The sequence below is a fragment of the Nocardia sp. 149-1B genome (assembly GCF_057747975.1).
Genome location: NZ_CM173233.1, coordinates 3,270,054 through 3,295,518, shown reverse-complemented (window position 1 = coordinate 3,295,518; position 25,465 = coordinate 3,270,054). Strand labels below are relative to the sequence as shown.

At 71.7% G+C, this 25,465-nt stretch carries 24 protein-coding genes, 1 tRNA gene and 1 pseudogene; 17 read left to right on the top strand and 9 right to left on the bottom strand.

All coding sequences use genetic code 11. The annotated features are described in order from the left end of the window. Positions 1-19 precede the first annotated feature (19 nt). The 4 genes and pseudogenes from AC3ANS_RS15760 to AC3ANS_RS15745 all read left to right on the top strand — a co-directional run bounded on the left by AC3ANS_RS15760 (position 20) and on the right by AC3ANS_RS15745 (position 1,008). The gene (locus tag AC3ANS_RS15760) at positions 20-253 is read left to right on the top strand and encodes a WhiB family transcriptional regulator (protein WP_488296508.1); all 234 of its coding nucleotides are present in this window, start codon (positions 20-22) and stop codon (positions 251-253) included. 16 nt (positions 254-269) lie between these two features. Further along, on the top strand, positions 270-494 hold the full coding sequence (locus AC3ANS_RS15755) for a hypothetical protein (protein WP_488292525.1): 225 nt from the start codon (positions 270-272) through the stop codon (positions 492-494). Positions 495-512: 18 nt separating this feature from the next. Next, positions 513-734: pseudogene (locus AC3ANS_RS15750) on the top strand (hypothetical protein); the annotation flags it as partial. Between the two features lie 112 nt (positions 735-846). Continuing rightward, positions 847-1,008 carry a hypothetical protein gene (locus AC3ANS_RS15745; protein ID WP_488292524.1) on the top strand — a complete coding sequence of 54 codons (162 nt, stop codon included), beginning with the start codon at positions 847-849 and terminating at the stop codon, positions 1,006-1,008. 24 nt (positions 1,009-1,032) lie between these two features. On the opposite strand, the gene AC3ANS_RS15740 is transcribed toward AC3ANS_RS15745, so the two are convergent. Both AC3ANS_RS15740 and AC3ANS_RS15735 read right to left on the bottom strand, forming a co-directional pair. Then, on the bottom strand, positions 1,033-1,782 hold the full coding sequence (locus tag AC3ANS_RS15740; RefSeq protein WP_488292523.1) for a hypothetical protein: 750 nt from the start codon (positions 1,780-1,782) through the stop codon (positions 1,033-1,035). A gap of 203 nt (positions 1,783-1,985) precedes the next feature. Next, positions 1,986-2,144 carry a DUF5679 domain-containing protein gene (locus tag AC3ANS_RS15735; protein ID WP_011754982.1) on the bottom strand — a complete coding sequence of 53 codons (159 nt, stop codon included), beginning with the start codon at positions 2,142-2,144 and terminating at the stop codon, positions 1,986-1,988. Positions 2,145-2,336: 192 nt separating this feature from the next. Here AC3ANS_RS15735 and AC3ANS_RS15730 point away from each other — a divergent pair, with 192 nt between their 5' ends. The 3 genes from AC3ANS_RS15730 to AC3ANS_RS15720 all read left to right on the top strand — a co-directional run bounded on the left by AC3ANS_RS15730 (position 2,337) and on the right by AC3ANS_RS15720 (position 5,081). Then, positions 2,337-3,140 (top strand): enoyl-CoA hydratase/isomerase family protein, encoded by an 804-nt coding sequence (locus AC3ANS_RS15730; protein WP_488292522.1) that lies wholly within the window; start codon positions 2,337-2,339, stop codon positions 3,138-3,140. 339 nt (positions 3,141-3,479) lie between these two features. After that, positions 3,480-4,541, top strand: coding sequence for a PHP domain-containing protein (locus tag AC3ANS_RS15725; RefSeq protein ID WP_488292521.1), 1,062 nt, complete (start codon positions 3,480-3,482; stop codon positions 4,539-4,541). Positions 4,542-4,550: 9 nt separating this feature from the next. After that, complete coding sequence (locus tag AC3ANS_RS15720; RefSeq protein ID WP_488292520.1) at positions 4,551-5,081, top strand: M48 metallopeptidase family protein; 531 nt, start codon at positions 4,551-4,553, stop codon at positions 5,079-5,081. 137 nt (positions 5,082-5,218) lie between these two features. Here the strand turns inward: AC3ANS_RS15720 and AC3ANS_RS15715 are convergent, their stop codons facing one another. Together AC3ANS_RS15715 and AC3ANS_RS15710 are read right to left on the bottom strand one after the other, a co-directional pair. Continuing rightward, positions 5,219-5,791, bottom strand: coding sequence for an NUDIX hydrolase (locus AC3ANS_RS15715; protein WP_488292519.1), 573 nt, complete (start codon positions 5,789-5,791; stop codon positions 5,219-5,221). Beyond that, positions 5,788-7,152, bottom strand: a complete 1,365-nt coding sequence (locus AC3ANS_RS15710; protein WP_488292518.1) for a zinc-dependent metalloprotease — start codon at positions 7,150-7,152, stop codon at positions 5,788-5,790. The genes AC3ANS_RS15715 and AC3ANS_RS15710 overlap by 4 nt, the downstream gene beginning before the upstream one ends. Positions 7,153-7,204: 52 nt before the next feature. Between AC3ANS_RS15710 and AC3ANS_RS15705 the strand changes: the two genes are divergently transcribed. The 6 genes from AC3ANS_RS15705 to AC3ANS_RS15680 all read left to right on the top strand — a co-directional run bounded on the left by AC3ANS_RS15705 (position 7,205) and on the right by AC3ANS_RS15680 (position 13,084). Further along, entirely contained in the window at positions 7,205-7,630 is a 426-nt protein-coding gene (locus AC3ANS_RS15705) for a molybdenum cofactor biosynthesis protein MoaE (RefSeq protein WP_488292517.1), read from the top strand. A 344-nt stretch (positions 7,631-7,974) separates the two neighbouring features. Continuing rightward, the gene (locus AC3ANS_RS15700) at positions 7,975-8,214 is read left to right on the top strand and encodes a hypothetical protein (RefSeq protein WP_488292516.1); all 240 of its coding nucleotides are present in this window, start codon (positions 7,975-7,977) and stop codon (positions 8,212-8,214) included. A 35-nt stretch (positions 8,215-8,249) separates the two neighbouring features. Continuing rightward, positions 8,250-9,314 (top strand): YlbL family protein, encoded by a 1,065-nt coding sequence (locus AC3ANS_RS15695; protein ID WP_488292515.1) that lies wholly within the window; start codon positions 8,250-8,252, stop codon positions 9,312-9,314. After that, positions 9,311-9,931, top strand: a complete 621-nt coding sequence (locus tag AC3ANS_RS15690) for a PPA1309 family protein (RefSeq protein ID WP_488292514.1) — start codon at positions 9,311-9,313, stop codon at positions 9,929-9,931. Before AC3ANS_RS15695 ends, AC3ANS_RS15690 begins: the two co-directional genes overlap by 4 nt. Next, positions 9,928-12,963: a UPF0182 family membrane protein gene (locus AC3ANS_RS15685; protein WP_488292513.1), complete on the top strand. Its 3,036-nt coding sequence runs from the start codon at positions 9,928-9,930 to the stop codon at positions 12,961-12,963. The genes AC3ANS_RS15690 and AC3ANS_RS15685 overlap by 4 nt, the downstream gene beginning before the upstream one ends. Before the next feature lie 47 nt (positions 12,964-13,010). After that, positions 13,011-13,084, top strand: a tRNA-Met gene (locus tag AC3ANS_RS15680). Positions 13,085-13,181: 97 nt separating this feature from the next. Here the strand turns inward: AC3ANS_RS15680 and AC3ANS_RS15675 are convergent. Continuing rightward, complete coding sequence (locus AC3ANS_RS15675) at positions 13,182-13,829, bottom strand: response regulator (RefSeq protein WP_488292512.1); 648 nt, start codon at positions 13,827-13,829, stop codon at positions 13,182-13,184. After that, positions 13,826-14,965: a sensor histidine kinase gene (locus AC3ANS_RS15670; RefSeq protein WP_488292511.1), complete on the bottom strand. Its 1,140-nt coding sequence runs from the start codon at positions 14,963-14,965 to the stop codon at positions 13,826-13,828. The genes AC3ANS_RS15675 and AC3ANS_RS15670 overlap by 4 nt, the downstream gene beginning before the upstream one ends. Before the next feature lie 171 nt (positions 14,966-15,136). Between AC3ANS_RS15670 and AC3ANS_RS15665 the strand changes: the two genes are divergently transcribed. After that, positions 15,137-17,359, top strand: coding sequence for an MMPL family transporter (locus tag AC3ANS_RS15665; protein ID WP_488292510.1), 2,223 nt, complete (start codon positions 15,137-15,139; stop codon positions 17,357-17,359). A 586-nt stretch (positions 17,360-17,945) separates the two neighbouring features. On the opposite strand, the gene AC3ANS_RS15660 is transcribed toward AC3ANS_RS15665, so the two are convergent. Both AC3ANS_RS15660 and AC3ANS_RS15655 read right to left on the bottom strand, forming a co-directional pair. Next, entirely contained in the window at positions 17,946-18,602 is a 657-nt protein-coding gene (locus AC3ANS_RS15660; protein WP_488292509.1) for a DedA family protein, read from the bottom strand. Next, the gene (locus AC3ANS_RS15655; RefSeq protein WP_488292508.1) at positions 18,599-19,225 is read right to left on the bottom strand and encodes a phosphatase PAP2 family protein; all 627 of its coding nucleotides are present in this window, start codon (positions 19,223-19,225) and stop codon (positions 18,599-18,601) included. Before AC3ANS_RS15655 ends, AC3ANS_RS15660 begins: the two co-directional genes overlap by 4 nt. Before the next feature lie 127 nt (positions 19,226-19,352). On the opposite strand from AC3ANS_RS15655, the gene AC3ANS_RS15650 reads away from it, so the two are divergent. Genes AC3ANS_RS15650 through AC3ANS_RS15640 form a run of 3 tightly spaced genes read left to right on the top strand, consistent with a single transcriptional unit; the run spans position 19,353 to position 23,065 of the window. Then, positions 19,353-20,654 (top strand): MFS transporter, encoded by a 1,302-nt coding sequence (locus tag AC3ANS_RS15650; protein ID WP_488292507.1) that lies wholly within the window; start codon positions 19,353-19,355, stop codon positions 20,652-20,654. 11 nt (positions 20,655-20,665) lie between these two features. Next, positions 20,666-21,337 (top strand): TetR/AcrR family transcriptional regulator, encoded by a 672-nt coding sequence (locus AC3ANS_RS15645; protein ID WP_488292506.1) that lies wholly within the window; start codon positions 20,666-20,668, stop codon positions 21,335-21,337. Positions 21,338-21,358: 21 nt separating this feature from the next. Then, the gene (locus tag AC3ANS_RS15640; protein ID WP_488292505.1) at positions 21,359-23,065 is read left to right on the top strand and encodes a phytoene desaturase family protein; all 1,707 of its coding nucleotides are present in this window, start codon (positions 21,359-21,361) and stop codon (positions 23,063-23,065) included. A gap of 18 nt (positions 23,066-23,083) precedes the next feature. Here AC3ANS_RS15640 and AC3ANS_RS15635 read toward each other — a convergent pair whose 3' ends face one another. Next, positions 23,084-25,291: an Ig-like domain-containing protein gene (locus AC3ANS_RS15635; protein ID WP_488292504.1), complete on the bottom strand. Its 2,208-nt coding sequence runs from the start codon at positions 25,289-25,291 to the stop codon at positions 23,084-23,086. Positions 25,292-25,465 lie beyond the last annotated feature (174 nt).

Genomic DNA, 25,465 nt, shown 5'->3' with positions numbered 1-25,465 from the left:
TGTCCAGATCGACGACGAGATGCTCCCGTGCCGGGCGAACAACCCCGAGCTCTGGTTCGCCGAGTCGCCCAACGACGTGGAGTTCGCCAAGGCCCTGTGCCAGGACTGCCCGGTCCGCACGCTGTGCCTCGACGGAGCACTCGAACGCCGTGAGCCCTGGGGAGTCTGGGGAGGACAGCTGTTCCTGCAAGGAGTGGTGATTCCCCGCAAGAGGCCCCGCGGGCGTCCCCGCAAGAACGAAGCCGCCGCCTGACCGGGCGGTCCGCTTCATGACCACCCGCCCGAGCACCACCGATCCCGTACTCGACAACGACGTCAAGGAACCCACCATGATCCCGAGCCACGAAACCCTGGTACGCGCGCACCTCAGCGCTCGTCTGGGTGAGGCGCAGCAGTGTCGACAGGGCCGCCAGCTGGCCCGCGTGCTCCGAACCGGCCGCAAGGCCGAGGAGCTCGCTCAGCAGGCCCGTCTCGCCCTCGCCCGCACGCTCTGAGCGCGCCACCCGAACACGAAAGTCCGACCTTCGATGAAGACCACCCAGACCACTGACCCGAACGGAACCACGAAGATGAATCTTCTCCACGAAAATCTGGCCCGAGCGCAAATGACCGAGCGCCTGGGAGAGGCGCAGCAGCTCCGGCGCGGCCACCAGCTCGGCCGTGCCCGCCGACTCAGCCGCAAGGCCGAGCAGGCAGCGCAGCAGGCTCGTCTCGCCCTCGCCCGCGCGCTGTAGGACCACACCCACCTCACCTGATCGCGGGTGACTGAGAACGAGAGCCGGGTACGACGTGCGTCGTATCCGGCTCTCGCACGTCCGGAGCCGGGTCCCGCACTAGCCTGGCGGAGTGATGACGTGCGACTTCTGCGGACGCCAGGAGGCGGACGAGGCCAAGACGCTCACCTGGACGACCGCCGTCGAGAACGGCCGCAGGCGGGTGTTCTGCGACGAGTGCTCGCGGGCCAACCTGCGGGCGATGGAGGGCAAGCTCGACAGCGAGTGGTGGTGATCTGGGTGCCCGGTGCCCGCTGGCTCACCCCGTGAGCCCCTCGGCCCAGGAGCAGCCACAGTGCGGGTGTCGGGCCCAGGGGCGGCGGATCGGGTCGAGATCGGTTCCGAGCGAGACCGTGGCCGACCAGGTCGCCGGCCGGCCGCCGGCGAGGTAGGTCAGCACGTCGTGCACCGCCCAGGCCGCGGCCAGCGAGCGCAGGACGGGGTCTTCCGGTCCGCCGGGCCGGCCGTCGAGCTGCTCGACCACCACCGCGCGGCGCGGATCGTCCTCGCCCCGGTGGGCATCCACGCAGCGCAGGCACGCGGTCATGCCCGGGACGACGAACGGCCCCACGGTGTAGCCGTAGGCCGTCCCGCCGACCACGAGGTGGGCTCGTCCGGCACGCACCTGGTCGTCGACGTCCGTGCGGGGTGGCTCGCCGTCGGCCACCAGCAGCGCCACGTCGGCGGAGTCGGTCACCGGAGAGCCGGCGACCCGCAGCACGCGCACGGCCTCGGCGGCCAGCGGCCCGCTGCCGTGGACGGCGACCGCCGGCGGCGTACCGGTGCCGGGCGCGGGCTCAACGAGCATGCCGGCGCGCGCCAGGGCGTGCAGGACCCGGTGGGCCTGCGGGGTGTCCGGCGCCGGCCTCCGGCCCGCCGTCAGGTCCTCGAGCAGGCGACGGACGTCGGGCTGGTCGGGGACCACGAGCCGCCAGGGCGGGTCGACGCCGACTTGGAGGTGCCGGTCGTCACGGCGGACGACATGGAGTCCGGGACGCAGGAGGGTCATGACCGGGGTCTACCCACCGGGGAGCGGCTCGCCGCGTCCTCTCCACAGGCCCTGTCTTCACGGGCCCTGTCTTCAGGGCCGGCTCTCCACGGGTGGAGCGTGGGCGCCCGGGGAGACGGCAACGGCGACGCCAAACCGGTCGCGGGACCGGTTCGACGCCGCCGTTGTCAGATCATCGGGGCGCTACGCGCGAACGTGTCGCGTCAGGCCTTGCCGAGGATGCGGTTGAGGTTGGTGCCACAGACGGGGCAGACGGCCTTGGCCATCCGGGTGCCCTTGTCGTTCACCTTCACCTCGCCCTCGGCCTCACGCTTCTCCTTGCACTTCACGCAGTAGAACTCGCCGCTCCAGGTCTCCGCCATGACGGCCTCCTTGCCTATGTATAACTGGTCGTCGCGACGGGGCAGAGGGGAAGACCCGTCGGAAGTTCGGCAGCGGGTGCCGCCGAACCGACTCAGACCCTACGACACGAGCGGGCACATTGCGCATCAGGCGCACCGTACGCGGTGAATCGGGTCACGGCGCGGCGCGCCGCCGGTCAGTACCTTGAGCCCATGTCTGCAGCCCTCGAACTCACGCACCTGCGCCTCGAACGCCCCACCGACGGCGTCGCGGTCCTCACCCTCGACAACGCCGACCAGCGCAACGCGATGTCGGATGCGATGACCGCGTCCTGGGTCGCCGCGATCGACGAGCTCGCCGCCGACCGGTCGGTGCGCGTGGTCGTCGTCACCGGAGCCGGCTCAGCGTTCTGCTCGGGCGGCAACACCTCCTGGATCGCCAGCGAGCCGGACGCGACCGTCGACCACCTGCGGACCCGGATGATCGCGTTCTACCGGGCCTGGCTCGCGATCCGCCGCCTGGAGGTCCCGACCATCGCCGCGGTCAACGGGCCGGCGATCGGCGCCGGCCTCTGCCTGGCGCTGGCGTGCGACCTGCGGTACGCCGCAACGGGCGCCCGGCTCGGCGCACCGTTCGTCAAGCTGGGGATGCACGCCGGCATGGCCGGCACCTACCTGCTCCCCAACGTGGTGGGGGAGGCCCACGCCCGGGACCTGCTGCTCACCGGCCGCGTCGTCGACGCGGACGAGGCGCTGCGCCTGGGCATGGTGTCCCGCGTGATCGCGCCGGAGACGTTCCTCGAGGAGGTGCTCGCCACCGCGGAGGGGATCGCCGCCACCGCGCCGATCGCGAGCCGGCTCACCAAGCTCGCCCTGGCCGACGGTGGTCACGCGGACTTCGAGAGCTGCCTGCAGTGGGAGGCGATGGCGCAGCCGATCACGCTGGCGACCGCCGACCTCCAGGAGGGCATCCGGGCCGCGCAGGAGAAGCGCGCGCCGGTCTTCACCGGTCGGTGACTCGACGGAGAACGTGAGGAGGCCCTCGACTGCGTCGTGACGTTTGCCTTCCCCTTGCGAACGTCGGTCAGCGGCCGAGGGCCTCATCTGCGGACACGCTAGGAGCCCGGGGCCGGCCCGGTCAACGCGAGCGCCCGCACCCCTGTGGACAACGCTGTGGATAAAGCTGTGGAGAGACGCCTGGGGCGGTGGAGGAGCCGGCATCCGTCCGGGATCCACCTGTGGACAGGCGGCGTTGCACCGGGACGCGCGCGCCGCTGACCTGGGAGGATGGGTCTCCACCGGGTGTGGACGAAAGAAAGTGCGCCCCCGGAGACCAGGAATCGGGAGGTCGACGGCGTGTCGGAGGCTGCAGCGGGTGCTCCGTACGACGGCGGGCCGGTCGCGGCGCTGCGCCGGATCGCCTTCCTGCTCGAGCGTGGGCGCGAGGACAGCTACAAGGTCAAGGCGTTCCGCGGGGCAGCTGCCGCGATCCTGCCGCTGTCGCACGAGCAGGTGGTCGCGGCGGTCGACGAGGGCAGCCTGACCGCCCTGCCGGGCGTGGGCGCGAGCACGGCTCGCGTGATCGCCGACGCGGTGCGCGGCGTGATGCCGGCACGGCTGGCCGAGTTGGAGCGTGAGCACGGCGGCGACCTGACCGCCGGCGGCGCGGGCCTGCGCAGCGCCCTGCGGGGTGACCTGCACTCCCACTCGGACTGGTCCGACGGCGGCTCGCCGATCGAGGAGATGGCGTTCACCGCCATCGAGCTCGGTCACGACTACCTCGTGCTCACCGACCACTCACCGCGCCTCACGATCGCCCACGGGCTGAGCCCGGAGCGGCTGAGCCGCCAGCTCGGGGTGGTCGAGGCGGTCAATCGGCACCTCGCCTCCGCGGGTGAGGGTCACTTCACGCTGCTCAAGGGCATCGAGGTGGACATCCTCGACGACGGGGCGCTCGACCAGGACGACGACCTGCTGGCGCAGCTCGACGTACGGGTCGCCAGCGTGCACTCCAAGCTCAAGATGGATCCCGACGACATGACGCGCCGGATGATCGGAGCGATCCGCAACCCCCGCACCAACGTGCTCGGCCACTGCACCGGCCGGCTGGTGACCGGCAACCGCGGCACCCGCCCCGGTTCGCGGTTCGACGCGCGAGCCGTGTTCGAGGCGTGCGCCGAGCACGACGTCGCCGTGGAGATCAACTCCCGTCCCGAGCGCCGCGACCCCCCGACGGCGCTGCTCGAGCTGGCCCGTGACCTGGGGTGCGTGTTCTCGATCGACAGCGACGCCCACGCGCCCGGACAGCTCGACTTCCAGGTCTATGGCTGTGAGCGTGCCGAGGCGGCGGGCATCGGCGCCGAGCGGATCGTCAACACGTGGCCGCGGGAGCGGCTGCTGGACTGGGCGACGAAGTAGGTTTCGCCCATGGACCGTCCCGACGTGGAGGTGCGCCGCTCCAAGCGGCGGCGTCGCACCGTCTCGGCCTACCGCGACGGGGAGCGGGTGATCGTGATGATCCCCGCCTCGCTGTCGCGGCGTGAGGAGGCGGAGTGGGTCGAGAAGATGCTCTCCCGCCTGGAGCGCTCCGAGCGGCGGCGGCGCCCCAGCGACGGTGACCTGATGCGCCGTGCCCGGGACCTCAACGACCGCTACCTCGGCGGCCTCGCGACGCCCGAGTCGGTGCGGTGGGTCGACAACCAGCAGTCGCGGTGGGGCTCCTGCACACCGGGTGACCGGACGATCCGGCTCTCGGTCCGGCTGCAGGGGATGCCGTCCTGGGTGGTCGACTACGTGCTGGTGCACGAGCTCGCCCACCTGATCGAGCCCGGTCACGACGAGGGGTTCTGGGCGTGGGTCGACCGCTACCCGCGCGCCGAGCGCGCCAAGGGCTACCTGGTCGGCTGGTCGACGGCCGCCCGGCTCGAGCCGCCCCCCGGTGAGGAGATCGACCACTAGCAGGGTGGTTTCGAGGCTCGCTCCGCTCGCACCTCAACCACCGGGGTCGGCTCGCTGTCAGTGGTTGAGACGCTCGCTCCGCTCGCACCTCAACCACCGGGGTCGGCTCGCAGTCGGTGGTTGAGGTGCGAGGAGCGCTAGCGACGAGCCTCGAAACCACCCGAGCCACGGACGCGCGCCAGTGCCAGCTCGACCAGCTCCACCAGGTCCGGCTCGGGGTCCGGGAGCGCGTCGAACGGCCACCAGCGGACGTCGAGCGACTCCTCGCTCACCGCGTGGGCGGTCCCGGCGGGAGCGAGCGCGACGAAGCGCACATCGAGGTGGTGCACGTCCCCGTCGGGCCCGCAGAACGGTACGGCGTGCTCGCTGAGCTGGACCGGCACCGGGTCGAGCACGAGGCCGGTCAGTCCGGACTCCTCGGTCGCCTCGCGCAGCGCTGCGCCAGCCAGCGTGGCGTCACCGGGCTCGCAGTGCCCACCGAGCTGGAACCACTCCCGCGCCTTGGCGTGCAGGGTCAGGAGCACGGCGTCACGGTCCGCGCTGAGCACCAGCGTGCTCGCGGTCAGGTGGTCGGGCCGGCAGGCCCGGTCCAGCCCGTCGGGATGGGCGCGCAGGTGCGCGACGTACCGCTCTCTCGAGCGCTCCTGGGCGGGGCTCGGCGCTCGCCAGCCGGTGAGGGCCGCGAGCGCGTCGTCGTGCAGCGGGCTCACTCGTCGGGGGAGTCGAGCAGCTTCTTCAGCTCGGCGTCGAAGTCCTCGTCGCTGAGCTCGGGGAGCGCGGTGGCGTCCTCACGGAAGCCGAGCGGGTCGTCGAGGTCGGCCGCGGTCGGCAGCAGGTCGGGGTGCATCCACACCCCGTCGCGCGCCTCGACGCCCTGGCGAGTGCGCAGCGAGCCCCACAGGGTGGAGGCGTCGCGCAGGCGCCGCGGGCGCAGCTCGAGACCCACCAGGCTCGCGAACGTCTCCTCGGCAGGCCCGCCGGCCGCGCGGCGGCGCCGGAACGCCTCCTGCAGCTTGCCGGCCGCGGGCATCCGCTCGGCCGTCGCCTGTCCGACGACCTCGTCGACCCAGCCCTCGACCAGGGCGAGGGTGACCTCGAGGCGCTGGAGCGCGGCTTCCTGGGCGGGGGAGCGGGGGAGGTCGAACATGCCGCCGTCGAGCAGCGCCTGCATCGACTCGGGGTTGGTCGGGTCGACGCCGCGCATCTGCTCCTCGATGCGGGACTGGATGCCCTCGGTGTTGATCTCGATGCCGCGGGCGTAGTCGGCGACCGCGCCGATCAGGTGGTCGCGCAGCCAGCCGACGTGCGCGAAGAGGCGCTGGTGGGCGGCCTCGCGCAGCGCGAGGTAGAGCAGGACGTCGTCCTCGGTGACGTCGAGGCCCTCGGCGAAGGCGCTGATGTTCGTCGACACCAGCGCGGCCTTGCCGGGTGCGGCGAGCGGGAGACCGATGTCGGAGACGCTGAGCACCTCCGCGGCCAGGGCGCCCAGGCCGGAGCCCACCTGCGACGCCAGCATGCCGCCGACGGCCTGGCCGAGGATGCCGAGCAGCGGCCCGGTCATCGCCCGGGCCTCCTCGGGGAGCGCGCCGCCGAGCGCGTTGACCGAGGACTCCGCGATCGGCTCGACGAGCACCTTCCAGACGTCGGTGGTGCCGACGATCCACTCCGCGCGGCTCCACGCCGCGGTCGAGGTGACGCCAGAAGGGAACGCCGTGGTGTCGTCGAGCCAGTGGTCCGCGAGGCGTACGGCGTCGGCGACCGCGTCGCGCTGCCGCTGGCTCGGCGTCGGGTCGGGCTCCTGGGCGACGGACTTGCGGGCGAGGTCGAGGGCGAGGTCCCAGTTGACCGGGCCGTCGTGCGGCTGCATGAGGAACTGGATCTGGCTGAAGATCTGGCCGAGGTCGGGCATGCCCGCGGGCATGGCACCGCCGGCGCCTCCGAAGGCGCTGAAGATCTGTTCGAACGGCGTGCCCTTGAACGGGTTCTGGCCCGGGTTCTGGCCCGGGTTCTGGCCCGGGTCCTGGCTCGGGTCGCTGCCGTCGTCGGGCGTCTCGCCCGGCTTGTCGTTCATGGCTCCACGGTACGCGGGTGCCGGTCACCGAGTGGCGTACTAGGGTCGCGACGTGACCTCCGCCGTACGCCTCGTGGACCTGCGCGAGACCCCCCTCGACGTCGCCGAGGTCGTCGGTGCGCTCGACGACGACGCCTCCGGTGGCCTGACGCTCTTCGTGGGCCGGGTCCGCGACCACGACGGTGGGAAGGGTGTGACCGGTCTGGACTACTCGGCGCACCCGACCGCACTGGACCGGCTGCGTGAGGTGTGCGAGCGCGTCGCCGAGGAGTACGCCGTGCACGGGGTCGCCGCCGTCCACCGCACGGGCACGCTCGACATCGGCGACATCGCGGTCGTCGTCGCGACCACCGCCTCCCACCGCGGCGATGCGTTCGCCGCGTCCCGCGCGCTGATCGACACGCTCAAGGCCGAGGTGCCGATCTGGAAGCACCAGCGGTTCGGTGACGGCACCGAGGAATGGGTGGGCACCCCGTAAGCCGCTCGGTGCGGCGAACGGGGTAGGAGCCGACTAGGGCTCTCCTGCTGGAAGTGCGGGCGGGTCGGTGTCCTCCCGGTGGCGCCAGTGTCCGTCCTCCGCCAGGCGCCTGTCGGGAGGACGCCGACCTGTGGTCACCCCGGGACGTCATACGGATGGAGCAGGAGGACACACAGGAGGACACCGTCCGTATGACGTCCCGCGAGCGCCCGGCGACGAGCCCACGGTGGCCACCGACACCCATAGCAGAAGAGCCCGACTCGGCGATCCCGACGTGAACGGTGAAGGATCCGCCTGCCGCGAGTCGCGCGGGTTTGCCTGAGGCTCGGGCCTAACCTCTCTCTGTGGAGATCCTGCTCTGGCTGGTGCCGTCGATCGTCGTCACGGTGATGGCGATGCTCTGGGTGGCCTGGGCCGGACGCGAGGGGCGTGGCGAGGTCGACCGCGAGGTCGCCGTACGCCGTCTCGCTGCGGTGCTCGAGCCCGACGGCACCCCGCGCCGGGCGCCCGGGTACGCCGTCACGCCGCCGACCCGCGACCGCTCCACCGGGGTCGCCGTGCGGCCCTCGCGCCGGGTCTCCTGACCGTCGCCTTCACCTGATCTGACACTCTTGGCGCCATGACGCAGCGCACCGTGGCCGGTCTCCTTGCCGTGCCGCTGCTGATCGGGCTCTGGTTGACCGCGGTGCTCAAGCCGCTGCCGTTCGTCACCTACGAGCCCGGCCTGACCGTCGACGTGCTCGGGACCAACGCCGACGGCAAGGAGATCATCGAGGTCACCGGACACCAGGTCTACCGCGACCCGGGCCAGCTGCGGATGACCACGGTCTACGTCTCCCAGCCCGAGCCGAAGGGCAGCAACAACCTCTTCGAGCTGATGCGCGACTGGTTCAGCGACGAGGACGCCGTCTATCCCTACGACGCCGTCTACCAGCGCGGCGAGACCGTCGAGCAGAACCGCCAGCAGGGCGCCCAGGAGATGACCAGCTCCCAGGACGCCGCCACCGCGGTGGCGCTGGAGGAGCTGGGCTACGACGTCACCGAGGCCGTCGTGGCCGGGGTGGCCAAGGGCACGCCCGCCGACGGGGTCCTCGAGACCGGCGACGTGCTGCTGAGCGTGGACGGCAAGGCTGTCAGCACCGGGAACGACGTCGTCGACACCGTCGGCAGCCTCCAGGAGGGCCAGCCCGTGCGGCTCGCCGTACGCCGCGACGGACAGCGCCGCGAGCTGTCGATCACGCCGAAGGTCGTCGACGGCAAGCCGCAGATCGGCATCCAGGTCGGCACCCAGACCAAGAAGGACCTGCCGGTCAAGGTCGACATCGGCATCGACCCGAGCATCGGTGGCCCCAGCGCCGGACTGATGTTCTCGCTCGGCATCTACGACACGCTGACCCCCGGGTCGCTCACCGGTGGGGCCACGGTGGCCGGCACCGGCACGATGGACGCGGCCGGCAACGTCGGCCCGATCGGCGGGATCCAGCAGAAGATCGTGGGCGCCCGCGACGCCGGCGCCCAGCTGTTCATGGTGCCGCCCGACAACTGCGCCGAGGCGCTCGGCGCGCCCCACGGCGACATGCGTCTCGTGCGCGCCGACACCATGCACGACGCCCGGTTGGCGATCACCGCCTGGGTGAAGGACCACGACGCTGATCTGCCGAGCTGCGAGGAGAAGGACGAGTGACGGAGTTCGACCCCGACCTGAGCCCGGAGCTCAGCGAGGAGCTGACCGCGGACCTCGACGCCGACCCGGCCCTGGCCTCGGCCGTGCTGGAGATCGAGGGTCACATCGCCGCCGACGGGTGGGACCAGCCCGCGCGGCTCTACGCGCTCGTCGACACGGCCGCGCTGGTCGAGCGGGAGCCGGCGCTGGCGGCCGCCATGGGCCTGGACGCCTCGTCGGCCCACGGGTCGCTCACCCCGATCGAGCAGGACCAGCTGCCGCCCGACCTGCCCTTCGAGATCGCCCTCGAGTCGGTCCTCTGGCCGCCCGAGGTCACCGGCTGCGCGGCCGTCGTCGAGCGGCTGGTGCTGCCTCCGGACGCCGACCCGCTGATCCCGGCCGACCCGGCCTCGGCCGAGCGGTTCGCCCGGGAGCACCCCGACCGGCAGGACGTCCGCATCGTCGCCGGCGTCACGCGCGCCGGCGCGACGTACTGTGCATTGCGACTGCGTGCGCACGACGACGACCAGTCCGTCGTGGGTGGCTCCGACCTGGTGCCGGGGCTGCTGCAGTTGCTCGGGGCAACGCTGGAGGAGCCCGGGGACCTGTCCGGGCACGAGGGAGAGAAGCTGAGATGAGCGAGCTGTTCGACGAGGACCCCCGCGACGTCGGCCCCCCGGCGCGGTCCGGGTCGCGGCGCTCGCGTGCGCTGATCATCACCGCGGTCGTGCTGGTGGTCGCGTTCCTGGGCCTGAGCACGTTCGCCGGCATCTACACCGACCGGCTGTGGTACCAGTCGGCGGGCTACGGCAAGGTCTTCAGCACCTTGTTCTGGACCAAGACCGTGCTGTTCCTCGTCTTCGGCGCGGGCATGGCGCTCGTGGTCGGCGCGAACATCTACCTGGCCTACCGGTTCCGGCCCTTCTTCCGGCCCAACTCCCCGGAGCAGAACGGGCTGGACCGCTACCGCGACGCGGTCAACCCGATCCGCACCTGGCTGCTCGTCGGGGTGGCGCTGCTGATGGGCGCGTTCGCCGGCAGCTCCGCGATCGGTGAGTGGCGCGACTACATGCTGTGGCGCCACGGGGTGTCCTTCGGCAGCGAGGACGCCTACTTCCACAAGGACATCGGCTTCTACGTCTTCTCCCTGCCGTGGCTGCACTACCTGGTCGACTACGCGATGGCGGTGCTGGTCGTCGCGCTGATCGCCGGCGCGGTCGTCCACTACCTGTACGGCGGGATCCGGCTGCAGACGCCCCGCGACCGGCTCTCCGGCGCCGCTCAGGCGCAGATCTCGGTGCTACTGGGCTTCTTCGTGCTCGCCAAGGCCGCCGACTACTGGCTGGACCGCTTCGACCTGGTCACCCAGGGCGGCGGGCTCGTCACCGGCATGACCTACACCGACGACCACGCCGTCTTGCCGGCGAAGAACATCCTGCTCGGCATCTCGGTGATCTGCGCGGTGCTGTTCTTCGTCAACGTGTGGCGCCGCACCTGGCTGCTGCCCTCCGTCGGCCTGGCGCTGCTGGCCGTGTCGGCCGTGCTGCTGGGCCTGATCTGGCCGGGCATCGTGCAGCAGTTCCAGGTCAAGCCCACCGAGGCCGACAAGGAGGCGTCGTACATCCAGAAGAACATCGAGGCGACCCGCCAGGCCTATGACATCGCCGACGTGCAGGTGAAGGAGTTCGACCCGGCCAACTCGCTGCCGGCCTCCTCGCGGACCACCGTCGAGAACGAGATGTCCTCGGTACCGCTGATCGACCCGCAGCTGGTGCGCGACGCCTTCGAGCAGACCCAGCAGGTCCGCGCCTACTACTCGGTGGCGCAGGTCCTCGACGTCGACCGCTACAAGATCGACGGCATCGACCGGGCGCTGGTGCTCGGCGTGCGCGAGCTCGACCAGTCCGGCGTGCCGAACGGCGACCGCAACTGGTCCAACCTGCACACCACCTACACCCACGGCAACGGCATCATCGCGGCGTACGCCAACCAGCGTGGCGAGGACAACCAGACCCAGATCGACAACGCCGACAACAGCGGCGACCAGGCCGGCATCGTGTGGGCGCAGGGCACCAACACCGGCCAGGACGGCCTGAGCCGGGCGACCGGTGGCTTCGAGGACCGTATCTACTACGGCGAGCAGAGCCCGGAGTACTCCGTGGTCGGCAAGGCCAAGACGAGCGACCCCGACATCGAGCTCAACCTTTCGACCGGTGGTGAGGACAAGGGCTCCACCACGACGTACGACGGCAAGGGCGACGCAAGCGTCGGGGGGCTGTTCAACCAGCTGATGTTCGCGACGAAGTACGGCGAGCCGAACTTCCTGCTGTCGGGCCGGGTGAACGAGAACAGCAAGATCCTGTTCAACCGCAACCCGCGTGACCGGGTGGAGAAGGCCGCGCCGTGGTTGACGGTGGACAGCGACCCCTACCCGGCCGTGGTCGGGGGGCGGGTCCTGTGGATCGTCGACGGCTACACCACGACCGACCGGTACCCGCTGTCGCAGAAGGAGTCGTTCAAGACGATGACCGACGACTCTCTCCAGGACGAGACCGGTCTGCGCACGCTCCCCACCGACGAGATCAACTACATGCGCAACGCGGTGAAGGCCACCGTGGACGCCTACACCGGCCAGGTCACGCTGTACGCCTGGGACGAGACCGACCCCATGCTGCAGGCGTGGCGGGCGGCCTTCCCCGGCACGGTCAAGGACAAGGCGGACATCCCCGACGACCTGCTCCAGCACCTGCGCTACCCCGAGGACTTCTTCCAGGTGCAGCGCTACCAGTTCGCCCGCTACCACGTGGACAAGCCGGTCGACTTCTACCAGGGCAACAACCGCTGGCAGGTGCCCGAGGACCCCTACGCCAAGGGCAAGTTCCAGCCGCCGTACCGGCTCTTCGCCGACAGCTCCGGCGGGGACAACCAGGTGTTCTCGCTGACCTCGGTCTACGTGCCATACAACAACACCGGTGCGCGGGCGCAGAACAACCTCGCGTCGTTCGTGTCGGTCAACGCCGACGCCACCAGCGATCAGTACGGGCAGATGGAGGTGCTCCAGCTCCCCAACGAGCAGACGCCGGGCCCGGCGCAGGTCGCGAACGCGTTCGCTGCCGACCCGGGGATCGCCAACGAGCTGGCGCAGTTCAACCGCAGCGGGGCCCGACCGGTCTACGGCAACCTCCTGACGCTGCCGATCAACGACGGGCTGATGTACGTCCAGCCCGTCTACGCCACCCGGGCCCTCTCGGACTCGAGCTTCCCGATCCTGCGCTACGTGCTGGTGAAGTACGGCGACAACATCGGGTACGGCTCGACCCTGCGCGACGCCCTCGCGGACCTGCTCGACGTCGACAGCAGCACCCCCGACAACTCGGGCGGCTCGGACAATCCGGGCACCCCCGACAACTCCGGCACACCGGGGACCGGGACCGTGTCGGCCCAGATCCGAGCGCTGCTCGATCAGGCGCAGAAGGCCTTCGACGCCGCGGACCAGGCGCTCGCCAACCAGGACCTGGCGGAGTACCAGGCTCAGGTGAAGCTCGCGCAGTCCAAGGTGGCCGCCGCGATGAGGCTGGCCGAGAAGCGTGACTCGACGGCGCAACCCTCGGGCTCGCCGTCGGCGACCACTTCGCCGTCCAGCTCACCCTCGGCGTCGCCCACGGGCTGACCCGATTTGGCCGCTCCCGCACCGGTCTGTAAGGTTGTGTTCACCGACGCGGGGTGGAGCAGCTCGGTAGCTCGCTGGGCTCATAACCCAGAGGTCGCAGGTTCAAATCCTGCCCCCGCTACAAGTCCGAGAGGCCCTCACAGTCTGACTGTGAGGGCCTCTCGCACGTGCGCCACCAGGTCGCGTTCGGGCCGCGGCCACGCGATGAGGCCCGAGACTCACACCCGTCGGGTGTCGTAGGCCCACATGGCGATCTCCACCCGGTTGCGTGCGCCGAGCTTGGTCAGCAACGAGGCGACGTGGGTCTTCACCGTGCTCAGGCCGATGAACAGCTCGGAGGCGATCTCCGCGTTGGTCCGGCCCCGCGCGACCAGGGCCAACACCTGCTCCTCGCGCTCGGTGAGCGGGTCGATCGGCTGGACCGGCAGGGCCGGCGTCTGGTCGGCGAAGGTCGACAAGAGGCGGCGGGTGACGTTGGGAGCGATCAGCGCGTCCCCGTGGGCCGCGGCGTGGATGGCCTGCACGAGGAGGTCCGGCCCGGCGTCCTTGAGCAGGAAGCCGCGGGCGCCGGCGCGCAGGGCGCCGAGGACGTACTCGTCGAGGTCGAAGGTGGTGATGACGACGACCGCCATCGGGTCCGCCACACCGGGCCCGGCCAGACGCCGGGTCACCTCGACGCCGTCGAGGCCAGGCATCCGGATGTCGACGAGGAGGACGTCGGGCCGCAGCCGGGTCGCCAGGTCGAGGGCCGTGAGCCCGTCGCCTGCCTCGCCCACGACCTCGAGGTCGGGCTGCGCGTCGAGGATCATCACCAGCCCGGTCCGGACCAGGTCCTGGTCGTCGGCGACGACCACACGGATGGTCATGCCGGTGCCTCCACCGGCAGCACGGCCTCGACCATCCAGCCGCCGTCGGGGCGGGGGCCCGCGGTGAGCGAACCGCCCAGGAGCTGGGCGCGCTCGGCCATGCCCTGCAGTCCGAACCCGGGCTCGGCGACCGCGCCCGGCGCGGTCCGCCCATCGTCGACGACCCGCAGCCGCACGGCATCGCCCTCCCGGCACACCGCGATCCCGATCCGCGTCACGCCCGGTGCGTGCCGTACGGCGTTGGTCAGGGCCTCCTGCGCGAGCCGGTAGACCGCGGCGTCCACGGGACGCGCCAGCCGGGACAGTGGTCCGGTGAGCGTCACCTCGACGGTCGGGATGGCCTCGTCTCGTGCCAGGGCAGGCAGGTCCGCGACGCCCGGCTGCGGGGTGTAGGTGGCCGGCCCCTCCTCCCGCAGGACCCGCACCATGGACCGCATCTCCGCCAGCGTCAGCGACGCCTCCGACTGGATCGCAGCGAGGACCTCGGCCGCCTTCTCGGGCCGGGTGCCGGCGACCACCCCACCAGCCTGGGCCTGCACCGCGATGGCCGAGACGTGGTGGGCCACGATGTCGTGCAGCTCGCGTGCGATCGCCACCCGCTCCTGGTTGCGGACCTCGAGCTGCGTGCGGCGCCAGACGTCGGCCCGGTAGCGGAAGACAGCGCCGAGGGCGACGAACAGCAGCAGGAAGACGCCTCCACCGAAGACGTCGCTCCAGCCCGCGAAGGTGACGTACATCCCGAGCGCGACCACGACGGCCACGAACGACATGCCCAGGACGACCTCCAGGCCCGAGCCCCACCGCACCAGCGAGTACAGCAGGATGACGACAGCCATCATCGAGTAGAGGCCGAGCTCGCCGGTGTCCGCGGCCAGCTGGAGGACCGAGAGGAGCCCGGCGGCTCCGAAGCCGACGAGCGCGGCGACCAGGGGCCGGCTGCGCCGCCAGAGCAGCGCGGGCACCATGGCCACGGCCAGCACGGTGACGAAGAGCCGCCAGGTCACGTCCGGCCGGACGACGGCCTCGACGAGCGCGGCGACCTCGAACCCGGCGACGAGCAGCCAGTCGAGCCGCCCGACTGGCGGGGCGTCGACCGGGCGGGGCTCGCGCCACAGGGAGCGCCGGTCCGTGACCACGGTCCCAGCCTAGGGACCAGCGAGCCCCGACGTACCAGTCTGGAGAACGAGCGACGAATCAGCCAGAAGGAGGAGCGACACCGGCCTCGACGCGGATCCGTCCGGCCCTCCTCCCACGGGACGGTGAAGGCAGCCGGGCACGAGCCCGCAGTCCGAGCCGAGGAGGCTGCGATGTCACACATCCTGTACCGCTGGGGTCGCTGGGCGGCCGGCCACGCGTGGACGACCGTCGGGATCTGGGTGGTCCTCGCCGTCGCCGTGGCGGGGCTGGCGAGCACGGCCGGCCATGCCCTCGACACCAGCATGGAGGCGCCCGGGACCGACTCCGCGGCCGCCGCCGACCTGCTGTCGCGTGCCGACACCGGGGCGGGCGGGCTCACGGCGTACGTCGTCGCGACCCCGCGCGGCGAGGACGAGACGTTCCTCGGCTCCCCCCAGGCGCGGCGCGACCTCGCCGCGGTCGAGCAGCAGCTGCGCGGCCTGAAGGACCAGCTCGGCGCGACCGACCCGGCCGGCCTGCTGGCGCGGGACCCCCAGGCCGCCGTCGCCGCCCAGATGGTCTCGGCCGACGGCCGGATCGCCATCATCCGGCTGCAGTACCCCGTGATCGAGAAGACCGACAAGTCCGCGCTCGCCGCGCTGACCTCGGCGCTCGCCCGGGCGCAGGCCGGGTCCGACCTCCGTCTCGAGGCGGGCGGCGACCTCTACTACACCTTCGCCGAGCCGCCGATGAGCCTCTACGAGGCCGCGGGCATCCTCGCCGCCCTCGTCATCCTGCTCGTCGCGTTCGGCTCACTGGTCGCCGCCGGACTGCCCGTCGTCATCGGGCTCTTCGGCCTGCTCGTCGGGACGAGCGCGCTCTCGCTGGTGGCCTACGCGGTCGACATCCCCGAGTGGGCGCCGGTGATGGCCTCGATGGTCGGGCTGGGCGCCGGCATCGACTACGCCCTGTTCCTAGTGACCCGGCACCGAGAGTTCCTCGCCCGGGGGCTGTCGGTCCCCGAGTCCGTCGGCCGCTCGCTCGCGACCTCCGGCCAGGCGATCCTGTTCGCCGGCGGGACCGTCGTCGTCGCCATCCTCGGCCTGACCTTCGCCGGGCTCCCGTTCGTGGCCGCCGGCGGCGTGGGCATGTCCCTGGTCGTGCTCGTGATGGTCCTCGCCGCGCTGACCCTGCTTCCCGCGCTGCTGGGCATGGCCGGTCAGCGGATCACGCGCAGGCGGGCCCGTCGTACCTCCGGCGCCACCCAACGCTGGACCCGGTGGGGCGCCCACGTGACCCGGCACCCGGTCGTCTACCTCGTCACCGGCACCGCGCTGCTGCTCGCACTGGCCGCGCCCGTGACGGCACTGCGGCTCGGCATGCCGGACGAGGGCAACTACCCCCAGGAACGCACCGAGCGCCGCGCCTACGACCTGATCGCCGACGGGTTCGGGCCCGGCGCCATCAGCCCCTTCGTCATCGCCATCGACCCCGCGGGTGACACCAGCGCGTCCGAGCGGGTCGCCGCCGCTGTGGCAGACGCCCCGGGCATCGCCGCGGCCTCCGTGCTCAGCAGCGAGCCCGACCTGGGCATCGTCACCGCGCAGGCCACCTCCACGCCGCAGGACGAGCAGACGCAGGCGACCCTGCATCGGCTGCGCTCCGACGTCCTGCCCGCCGCCCTGGCCGGCAGCCCGGCCACGGCGCACGTGGGCGGCTACACCGCGTCGATGACCGACATGAGCACTCGGGTGCAAGACCGGCTCCCGGTCTTCCTGGTCGCCGTCGTGCTGCTGTCCTTCCTGCTGCTGGTCGTCGTCTTCCGCTCGGTCGCGGTGCCGGCGAAGGCCGCCGTCCTCAACCTGCTCAGCGTCGGCGCGGCGTACGGCGTGCTCGTGATGGTCTTCCAGTGGGGCTGGGCCAAGGACCTGATCGGCCTGCACGCGACCGTGCCGATCATCTCCTTCATCCCCCTGTTCATGTTCGCCATCCTGTTCGGCCTGTCGATGGACTACGAGGTCTTCCTCCTCTCGCGGATCCGCGAGGAGTACCTGCGCACCGGCGACAGCGACCACGCCATCGTGCACGGCATCGGCGTCACGGCCCGCACCATCTCGGCGGGCGCCGCGATCATGGTCGCCGTCTTCGCCGGGTTCGTCGCCGGCAACGACCCGGTCGTCAAGATGCTCGGCCTGGGGCTGGCGACCGCCGTCGTCGTCGACGCGACCATCGTGCGCCTGGTCCTCGTCCCGGCCGCGATGAAGCTGCTCGGCCGCCTCAACTGGTGGCTCCCCGCCTGGCTCGACCGGCTGCTGCCGCACCTGACGATCGAAGAACCCGAGGGTCCCCGGGCGGGGCATGACACGGTGGGCAGCCCGGCCATCCACGGGACCGGGGAGCTCGTCGACCACTGACCGCGCTCGAGGTCGTGTGCCTGAGAGCGCGTCATGGAGCGTTCTCAGGCACACGACCCAACGTCACCAGGTGTCGTTGAAGGTGTGCCCGCCGCCTGGGTCAATCTGCACGTGGATCGTGCAGGAGTCGTCGCCCGTGGCGCTGAGGGTGCAGACCAGTGAGCCGTTGCCGCCCGAGACGCTGACGCCGCCGCCGAGGGTGGCGGTCAGGGGTGCTGCCCGGCTTGGTGGTGTCCATGGAGTAGGTCAGCCCGATGGCGATCTTCGGGTGCCGGTTGTAGCGGTGGCCGAAGAACCTCCACGACGTGCTGCGCTCGAAGGAGAAGTAGACGCCGCCGGCGAGGATGTGCGTCGTGCTGTTGTAGTCGAGGTTGAACAGCTGGGTCAGGCCGCCGTGCGACTGGACGGCACTGCAGGTGGAGCACCTTGAGCTGTCCGCAGTCGAGCTCGATCTTGCCGGCGAAGGCCAGGTTGGTCTTGCTGCCCAATCGACATGTGCCCGCTTGTGCTCGACGTGAAGTTGGCGCACGTGTTCGCCCCGAACGGCACGTTCATCACCAGGGCGAAGTCGAAGCCGTCGGTACCGTCAGACGGATCGGGCCATGGGGGTTGCCACCCTCGGGCGCACCGTCGCGGGCCGGGCCCGGTGGCGGCGGATCGCGCGGGCGACGAAGAGCGCGCCGAGCAACCCGGCGGTGATCGCGAGCCCGGCGACCGAGATGTAGTGCCCGACGGTGTGCCAGCTGTTCCCGGCGAGGTAGCCGGCCAGGATCATCATCGAGCCCCAGAGCACGGCGCCCGCGACGTTGGCGAGGGCGAACCGGCGGTACGGCATCCGCGCCATGCCGGCCAGACCCGGGACCAGCACCCGCAGGGCGACCGTGAACCGGCCCACGAACACCGACCATCCGCCGCGCCGGGCCAGCGCGCCCTCGGCGCGATCGAGGTGCTCGGCCCGGACGAACCGGCCCAGCGTGGAGTCCAGGATCCGCCGGCCCCAGCGGCGGCCGACGACGTAGCCGACGGAGTCGCCGAGGATGGCGCCACCGACGCCGGCCGCGAGTACGGCGGCGAGCGGGAGGTGACCCTGGCCGGCCGCGACGCCGCCGAGGAGGAGCGCCATCTCGCCGGGGAAGACGAACCCCAGGAACACCGAGGACTCCAGCACGGGCAGGGCGAACACCACCAGCAGGGCGAGCCAGGCCGGCGTCGTCAGCAGCTGCGCGACCAGCGCGGTGATCACGCGGCCCTCGGTGCCGTGGTGAGCAGCGGCCGGGCCGGGGTCCGCGCGAGCCGTGCGACCAGGGGTTCACCGACCGGTCGGGCGAGCAGCAGGTAGCCGGTGACCGAGACCGCGGCACCGACCAGGAGGCCGGCGACGACGTCGAGCGGGAAGTGGGCGCCGACGTACACGCGGGTGAACGCCATCAGCAGGGCCGTCGCGGCGGTGACGAGCCCGAGCCTCCGGTCCGTCAGCAGGACTCCTGCTGCCACCGCTCCGGCCATCACCGCGTGGTCGCTCGGGAAGGAGTAGTCGCTGCTGCGTGACGCCAGGATGTAGGCGTGGGGGAGCACGGTGTAGGGCCGCGGCTCGGCGAAGGCGGCGACGAGGAACTGGTTGATCGCCAGCGCCACCAGTGCGCCGACCGGCGCCCACAGCGCGGCGGTGACGCGCTGCAGATCTCCGCCGCGGCGCGCCCGCCACCACGACAGCAGCAGGAGCGCGGCGAACACCACCACGCCGTACTCGGCGAAGAGCAGGGCCGGTGTGTGCAGCCACGGCGTCGCCTTCGCCAGGTGGTCGACCGCTCCGAACCACTGCTCCTGCGCACCGGCCCAGACCACGGATCCAGCGGATGGGCTCACGACCTCGACCTCCCCTCTGCGGACCCTCAGGGGTCGGCATGGCACGACGGTAGGCAGGGACACATGAAGCGACGATGAAGCCGGCCTCCCGGGGAGGCCGGGCCGGCGGCGGGGAGAATCGGTAGCCGTGAGGCAGAGCCGCGTACGCCGTACCGAGCCCGGTGCGCCCATGCCCGAGGCGTGGTCGCCGTGGCGGACGGTGCTCGCCTTCGGCCTGGTCAGCCTCGCAGCCGACATGGTCTACGAGGGCATGCGGGCGACGGCAGGCCCGTTCCTCGCGACGCTGGGTGCTTCGGCGTTCACCGTGGGCCTGGTCACCGGCGCCGGCGAGGCCGTGGCCCTGATGCTGCGGTTGGCGACGGGCTTCTGGGCCGACCGAAGCCACCACCACTGGAGGCTGACCGTCCTGGGCTACGCCATGACGGCCGTGTCGGTGCCACTGCTGGCAGTCACTCCGTTCATCGGCGGTGCCGGCCTCGCAGTCGCCGCGTCCCTCATCCTCCTCGAGCGCACCGGCAAGGCCATCCGCAGCCCCGCCAAGTCCGCCCTGCTCGCGCACATGGCGACCGCCACCGGGCGTGGCAAGGGGTTCGCGGTGCACAAGGCGCTCGACCAGGTCGGCGCCTTCTCCGGACCCCTCCTGCTCGCGGGAACCGCCGCCCTCACCGGACTCCTGTGGCCCGGGTACGCCGTGCTCGCCGTGCCCGGGGCCATCTCGCTGGTGCTGCTCGCCCAGCTGCGCCGTCACGCACGGGTGGTCGCCGAGCCCGCACCCGACGAGACGCCCATGTCCCCAGCACGTGGAGTGCTCAGAGAGTTCGGCGCGGCGGCGGTCGGCGCCGACCTGCCTCGCACGTTCCACCTGTTCGCGCTGTCCGCCGCCCTGACCACGGCAGGACTCATGACCTTCGGGGTCATCTCGTTCCGCTTCGTCCAGGCCGGACTGCTGGCCCCGGCTGCCGTTCCGCTCGTCTACGCCCTGGCCATGGCCGTCGAGGCGGTCGTCGCGCTCGGTGCCGGTCAGCTCTTCGACCGCGCCGGCGGGCGCACCCTCCTCGCCGTCCCGGTGCTCGTCGCGATCGTGCCGCTCTGCGTCTTCTCCTCCCGGCTGTGGCTGGTGCTGGTCGGGGTCACGGTCTGGGGCGCCGCGACGGGCGTCCAGGACTCGACCGTCAAGGCGTACGTCGCCGACCTGGTGCCCAGCCCGCGCCGGGCAACGGCGTACGGAGTCTTCGCAGCCGTCCAGGGGGTCGGTGCGCTCGCCGGAGGCGCTCTCGCCGGGAGCCTCGTCGAGCACCACGTGCCGGGACTCGCGGTGACGATCGGCGTGCTCCAGGCAGCGGCCGCCCTGCTGCTCTGGCGCACGACGAGCACACGCGTGGGTAGTGCTCGAGCTCGGGACGCCAAGGCCCCGAGCCCCCGGGCTTAGGGTGCTGCCTCGTGACCGACGCTCCGAAGTCCGACGCTCCTGCTGAGGCGGTCGCGCGCGGCTCGCGGCGCCGGGAGCGCACCCGGGGGCTGCTCCTGGACGCGGCCGAGCAGCTGCTGGCGGAGAGTGCGCCCGAGGAGATCAGGATCGAGGACGTGGCCGCCGGGGCGGGGATCTCGCCGGCCTCGGTGTACGTGCACTTCGGGACCAAGGACGGGCTGCTGGCGGCCGTGACGGAGCGGGTGCTGGGGGTCGCGACCGAGACGCTGCGATCGGCGTACGCCGCCGAGACCTCCCCGCTCGAGCGGTTCGCCGGCGTGGGCGCGGCCTACCTGCGGCTGCTCCTCGACCACCCGGCGGTGGTGCGGTACCTGACCGTCACGGGGGAGCGCGGTCCGCGCTCGGCGATCGAGGACGAGGTGGTCGCGAGGTTCAGCGAGCTGCGGCGGGAGTTCGAGCAGAGCATCCGGGACGCCGTCGAGGCCGGCGCGATCCGGCAGGTCGATCCGGAGCTGATGTCGTGCTTCCTGTTCGGCGCCTGGAACGGCGTCGCCGCGCTCGCGTTGCGCCGCGACGCCCTGGCGCTGCCGCCGGAGCGGGTGGAGCAGGCCGTGATCGAGGCGGGTCTGGTGCTGCTCGAGGGCCTCATCCCCGGAAGTGATCTAGAGTCTGACTCCAGATAACTCTCCCGAAAGCGACGTGCCATGACCCGGACCGCCACCCCGCCGCCCCCGACCGAGGCGACCGGACCCGTGACCTGGGACGTCGTGGTCGTCGGTGCCGGCCCGGGTGGCCTCACCTGCGCGGCGTACCTTGCGGCGAACGGCAAGCGGGTGCTCGTGCTCGAGGCCAACCAGGTGGTCGGCGGGAGCACCCAGGTGTTCCGGCGGGCCGGCAACAAGTTCGAGTTCGACGTCGGCACCCACTACGTCGGGGAGTGCGGTCCAGGCGGCCGGATGCAGACCGCGCTTTCCGGGCTGGCGCTGACCGAGCGGATCAAGTGGCTGCGCCAGCGCCCTGAGGGCCACTGCCAGATCATGGTCCCGGGGACGACGTTCCAGACGCCGACCGGCTGGGACACCTATCTCGAGCGGCTGATCGCGGCGTTCCCAGCCGAGGAGGCGGGACTGCGGCGGTGTGTGCGGATCATGCGCACGGCCGCCACCGGCGGTCGGGACCTCAGGCGCACGCTCGCTCTGGTGCGCTGGGGCGTGCGGCCGATCACGACGTTGATGGCCGCGTGCGGCCTCAGCGCCGACGCCCAGGCGGTGATCCTCGCCGAGAACGGCGACTACACCTGGCCGCCGCACCGCACACCGACCGCGATGCACGCGGGCTTCCTGCACCACTACCTGCAGGCCGGCGCCTACTACCCGCGCGGCGGCGGCCAGATGATCGGCGCCCACCTGACCGACGTGATCTCGACCCACGGCGGCCGGGTCCGCACCAAGGCCCGGGTCGAGCGGATCCTCGTCGAGGACGGCCGCGCCGTCGGCGTACGACTCCGTGGCGGTGAGGAGATCCGATCCGAGGTCGTCGTCTCCGCGGCGGACTTCAAGAAGACCTGGGCCGACCTGGTGGGCGCGGAGCACCTGACGCGACGACTTCGGCGCCGGCTGGCGAAGCTCGAGATGACGCTGCCGATGTTCGCGGTGTACGTCGCGCTCGACGTCGACCTGCGCGAGCGCGACACCCCGCCGCTGGCCTGGGTGTGGCCGACCAACGACGTCGACGGCTACTACCGCGAGGTCGCCGCCGGGCGCTGTCCCGAGCTGATGCCGGTCGGCATCAGCTGCCCCACGGCGAAGGACCCGGAGGGCACCCACTCGGCGCCGCCGGGCTACTCCACGCTCGAGCTCGTCAGCTGGGCGCCGAAGGAGCACGCGTTCTGGAACGTCGCCACCGACCCCGGCGAGGGTGATGGCTATGGCCGCGACGAGCGCTACCGCCAGCTCAAGGAGGAGCTCACCCAGCGGGTGCTCGACACCGCCTCGCTGATGATCCCCGACCTGCGGGAGCGGATGGTGTTCTGCGAGGCCTCCACGCCGATCACCCAGGAGCGGTTCACGCTCAGCACCGGCGGCTCCTGCTACGGCATCGCCCCACTGATCAAGAACCTCGGCCCGTTCCGGCCGCGGGTCACCACGCACATCCCCGGCCTGTTCCTCGCCGGCGGGAGCACCGAGCACATGTTCGGCATCAACGCCACGATCTGGGGCGGCATGGGCACGGCCGGCGCTGTCCTGGGCCGGGACCTGGTCCAGGAGGTGCGCGACGGCGCGGTGTTCGTCGACGAGTCGCGGCTGACGCCGATCACCGACGACTTCGACCCGCTGCTCGCCTCGAAGCCCGGGTCGCCCATCCGCCGGCCGGCGCGGCGACGGCCACGGGCAGCGGCCCCGTCGGCCTGACCTCGGACGGGACGACCGTCAGCGGATCACCTTGATCGGGACGGTCGCCCGGTCCTGGTTCCCGGCCAGGTCCTCCGCCACGACGATGAGGCGGTAGGTCCCGGCCTCCACGAGGCGCCCCGACTGCATGCGCCCGTTCCACACCTGGGTGACGACTCCGGTGACGGACCTCTTCGGCGCGAACTCGCGAACGGTGGCCCCGTGGCCCTTCACGATCCGGAAGGTCACGTTCGACAGCTCGTCGACCTGGACCCGGAGCGGGAGGGAGGACTTCCGGCGCAGGTCGAACCGCACCGGCGTGCGCCCCATGCGCGTGACCAGCACGGGGGAGGTCGTGTCGAGGATCGTGGTGACGTCCGGGACTGCTGGTGCCGGCTCGACGTTCCCCACCGCGTCGGTCGCGACGGTGTAGAAGTCGTAGGTCCCCTCTGCGCCGCCGGTGAAGGTGAGCACGCCGTCCAGGACGCCGGCGTCCTCGGCAACCTGGGCGTAGGTGCTCTCGCCCGGGCCACGGGCGAAGAGGGCCACCGAGGCCGCGGTGGTGTCGTCGGTCGCCTCGTAGCTGATCGACCACGTCCCGGTCGAGCTCAGGCGCGGACCGGCCGCGCGCGATGCCGGAGCGAACCCGTCGACCACGTAGTTGCCCGAGGTCGCGGTGCCGATCCCGGCGTTGCCTGCGATGTCGGTGACGCCGGTCAGGTTGAGGGTGACCACGTTGGTCGTGTCGGTGATCCCCGTCAGCGCCGTGAGCGTGGCGGTCCAGGTCGTGCCACCATCCGTGGACGAGACGGAGCTGAGGTTGCCGTTGGGCACGGTCAGGTCGGCGTTGGTGAACCCGGCGACCGGCTCGCTGAAGGTGACGGTGATCGGCGACGTCCCGCCGGCCGCCAGCGTGCCGTCGGTCACGACGATGGTCGCGGTCGGCCGGATGGCGTCGAGCGCGTAGTTGTTCGACACGGCGGAGCCGACGCCCGCGTTGCCTGCGGTGTCGGCGACGCCGGCCAGGTTGAGGGAGATGACGTTGGTGGCGTCGGTGACGGACGGGACCGGCGTGAGGGTCGCGGTCCAGGTGACGCCGCCGTTGGTGGTGGTGACCGTGCTCAGGGTGCCGTTCTGGACGGTCAGGTCGGCGTTGGCGAACCCGGTGACGGCCTCGCTGAACGTGATGGTGACCGGCGAGGTCTCCCCGATCGCGAGGTTGGCGTCGGTCACCACGATGGTGGCGGTCGGTCGCGCGGTGTCGACGGCGTAGGCGTTCGAGATCGTCGTGCCGGCTCCGGCGTTGCCGGTGGCGCCGAACACGCCGGCGTTGTCGAGCGTGATGACGTTGGTCGGCGCGGTGATCGGCGCGTTGGGGGTGAGGGTCGCGGTCCAGGTGATGTTGTTGGCCGAGGAGACCGGGCTCAAGGTGCCGTTGGGGACGGTCAGGTCCGCGTTCGCGAACCCGGTGACGGCCTCGCTGAACGTGATCGTGACCAGGGAGGTCTCGCCGGCCTTGAGGTTGTTGTCGGTGACCGCGATGGTCGCGGTCGGTCGCACGGTGTCGACGGCGTAGTTGTTCGAGCTCGTGGTGCCGGTGCCCGCGTTACCGGCGAGGTCGGAGACACCGGCGTTGTTGAGCACGACGAGGTTGGTCGTGTCCTTCGTGGTGGGCGTGGGCGTGAGGGTCGCGGTCCAGGTGGTCCCGCCGTCCGTCGTGCCGACGGGGCTCAGCGCACCATTGGCGGCGGACAGGTCGTCGTTCGCGAACCCGGTGACGCGCTCGCTGAACGCGATGGTGACCAGGGAGGTCTCGCCCGCCTTGAGGTCGGCGTCGGCGACCGCGATGGTCGCGGTGGGCCGCTGGGTGTCGACGGCGTAGGTGTTGGAGGTCGTGACGCCGGACCCGTCGCCCACGGCCGGCGTCACACCCCCGTTGGCCAGAGTGATGGTGTTCGTCGGAGCCGTCACCGGCGCCGACGGGGTGAGGGTGGCGGTCCACGTGGTGCCGCCGTCGGAGGACGACACGGCGCCCACCGTTCCGTTCTGGACGATCAGGTCGCTGCTGTCGAATCCGCTGACGGCCGCAGCGAAGCTGATCGTCACCAGGGAGGTCTCGCCGATGCTGAGGGCGGAGTCGGCCACGACGATCGAGGCGGTCTGTGTCGCAGCCAGGGCTGGGGCCGGCGCGAGCAGAGCCCCGGCGAGGCACACGACGATGGACGAGGACCAGACTCGGGCGCGCATGGGACATCCTCACGTTCGTGCGACCGTCGGCACGGGCCGCGTCGGCCCTCCTGAACCAGTCGCAGACGAAATCCTAGGGGACGCGCATCCTGAGGCGATGTCGTGTGGCCGGGTGTCGTATCGGCGTGCTTTCGTTCGTGGTCTGGGTGTACGGCGGTCACCGGGACCGCCAGA

Excerpts from the sequence above, each read along its gene's own strand:
- AC3ANS_RS15685 (WP_488292513.1), top strand. The coding sequence starts at position 9,928 with ATGAGCGAGCTGTTCGACGAGGACCCCCGCGACGTCGGCCCCCCGGCG.
- AC3ANS_RS15710 (WP_488292518.1), bottom strand. The coding sequence starts at position 7,152 with ATGAACGACAAGCCGGGCGAGACGCCCGACGACGGCAGCGACCCGAGC.
- AC3ANS_RS15675 (WP_488292512.1), bottom strand. The coding sequence starts at position 13,829 with ATGACCATCCGTGTGGTCGTCGCCGACGACCAGGACCTGGTCCGGACC.
- AC3ANS_RS15730 (WP_488292522.1), top strand. The coding sequence starts at position 2,337 with ATGTCTGCAGCCCTCGAACTCACGCACCTGCGCCTCGAACGCCCCACC.
- AC3ANS_RS15640 (WP_488292505.1), top strand. The coding sequence starts at position 21,359 with ATGACCCGGACCGCCACCCCGCCGCCCCCGACCGAGGCGACCGGACCC.
- AC3ANS_RS15635 (WP_488292504.1), bottom strand. The coding sequence starts at position 25,291 with ATGCGCGCCCGAGTCTGGTCCTCGTCCATCGTCGTGTGCCTCGCCGGG.
- AC3ANS_RS15735 (WP_011754982.1), bottom strand. The coding sequence starts at position 2,144 with ATGGCGGAGACCTGGAGCGGCGAGTTCTACTGCGTGAAGTGCAAGGAG.
- AC3ANS_RS15760 (WP_488296508.1), top strand. The coding sequence starts at position 20 with ATGCTCCCGTGCCGGGCGAACAACCCCGAGCTCTGGTTCGCCGAGTCG.
- AC3ANS_RS15665 (WP_488292510.1), top strand. The coding sequence starts at position 15,137 with ATGTCACACATCCTGTACCGCTGGGGTCGCTGGGCGGCCGGCCACGCG.
- AC3ANS_RS15720 (WP_488292520.1), top strand. The coding sequence starts at position 4,551 with ATGGACCGTCCCGACGTGGAGGTGCGCCGCTCCAAGCGGCGGCGTCGC.
- AC3ANS_RS15695 (WP_488292515.1), top strand. The coding sequence starts at position 8,250 with ATGACGCAGCGCACCGTGGCCGGTCTCCTTGCCGTGCCGCTGCTGATC.
- AC3ANS_RS15755 (WP_488292525.1), top strand. The coding sequence starts at position 270 with ATGACCACCCGCCCGAGCACCACCGATCCCGTACTCGACAACGACGTC.
- AC3ANS_RS15740 (WP_488292523.1), bottom strand. The coding sequence starts at position 1,782 with ATGACCCTCCTGCGTCCCGGACTCCATGTCGTCCGCCGTGACGACCGG.